This window comes from Paracraurococcus lichenis (assembly GCF_030657435.1).
GTDB lineage: Bacteria > Pseudomonadota > Alphaproteobacteria > Acetobacterales > Acetobacteraceae > Paracraurococcus > Paracraurococcus lichenis.
The window spans coordinates 1-1,436 of sequence record NZ_JAUTWS010000292.1 but is presented as its reverse complement, the minus strand read 5'-3'; the positions used below and the strand labels follow the sequence as shown (position 1 = coordinate 1,436).

2 protein-coding genes are annotated in these 1,436 nt (G+C 64.8%); both read right to left on the bottom strand.

The genetic code is table 11. The features are described 5' to 3' along the window. Window positions 1-333 precede the first annotated feature (333 nt). On the bottom strand, window positions 334-846 hold the full coding sequence (locus Q7A36_RS39785; protein WP_305109319.1) for an ISAs1 family transposase: 513 nt from the start codon (window positions 844-846) through the stop codon (window positions 334-336). A 29-nt stretch (window positions 847-875) separates the two neighbouring features. Next, window positions 876-1,436: ISAs1 family transposase (locus tag Q7A36_RS39780; RefSeq protein ID WP_305109318.1), on the bottom strand; the 561-nt coding region annotated here is incomplete at its 5' end.

Below are 1,436 nucleotides of genomic sequence, written 5' to 3'. Positions count from 1 at the left end.
GGTGTTCCAGGCAGCCGGCGTGGCGTTGCCGCCGCACCAGCGCGAACAGGCCGCCTGACCTCAACCTTTACGCGACAATGTAGTGCAAACAGCCGGGGAGGCTGGGCTAACCTGTTGCCCCGAAACGATCTTTCCGAAGGCACTGTTCAAGTCGGGCCTCACGTCGTCGGGTCTGGCACGAGTTCTGACAAAACCCCATAGCCCACCGCTGCGGTCCTCACCTCTCCGCGTCCGTCCAACGGGGTTTTTGCGTCGGCTTCGCAACGCAAAAACCATTAATTCGTTACCTGGACGATGGCACGTCTTGAACCACGCCTCTTCCCCCAGGGCTGTTCAACGCTCTGGAGTGTTGAGGAGGTCGAGGAGGTAATCGACGCCACCGATAGCGGCGCGGTAGCGGTCCTGCGGGAGTGAGCTTCGGCGGTTGGCCTTGAGGATGTTGAAGGCGAAACTGCGGAGGCGGGCGAAGATGCCCGGATTGCAGCGAATGCGGGAGCGATCCTCACCCATGGTGACGTCACGGGTGTAGTGCGAGGTATTCTCGATCTTCCAGTGGTCCCGGATAGCAGAGGCGGCGCGTACGGCTGGAAGTGCGGTGGTGGCGAGGTAGAAGGCGGTCTCGGAGGAGCGATGCCAGAGACCGGTCTTGGCGTTGCGGGTGAGGACGTCGCGCTCGATGCGGATCACGGCACCGATGAGGGATGCCCACTCGGTGTTGGTGAAGGCGGCGGCGGCATCGAAGACGGCGACGCTGCGCTCCTCCTGGCGGTTGCGCCCCCGATCACGGCTATTGGCCGTGGAAAGCGGGGTGGCGCTGGCGCAGAGGTCCTTGGCTTGCTGATGCAGGGTGGGCTGGTTGTCCTTGACCTGTATGATCAGGTCGGCTCCGGCCTGTGCGGCGAGCTCGAAGGTTTCCTCTGGCAGTGCAGGGCGTCGAGCGTGACCAAGTGGCCAGCCAGGCCGAGTTCGGCGAGCAGCGCCTGGGCGGCCGGGATCTCGTTGGATTTCTCCTCGACCTCGCTGTGCGCCAGCACCAGCGCCGTGTCAGTGGCGAACATGCCGAGCAGGTGCGCGGCGGCTCGGTCGCGGAACGCGTCGAAGCTGCCGCGCAGGGTCTTGCCGTCGATTGCCAAACTACCCCCGCCCGGCTTGGTGTGAGCCGCCTGCAAAAGCTTGGCGTGGCCACGGAAGGCTGTCTCCACCGCGTCGCTGTCCAAGCCTTGCAAGATGTAGCGGATGGCGGTGTGCGCCGGCGCTCGCCGCCAGGTCAGGCCGAACACCTCGTTCAGCCGGGGACGGTGCATCTCGATGAAGGTGACGATGCTGCGATATGAGTTACCGCCGCTGACGACGGCCAGGATGGAGAACAGCAGGACGTACGCCAGCTGGTAGACCTTGCCCTCCGCCCGGCGGTGATCAGGCACCTCCTCCAGCAG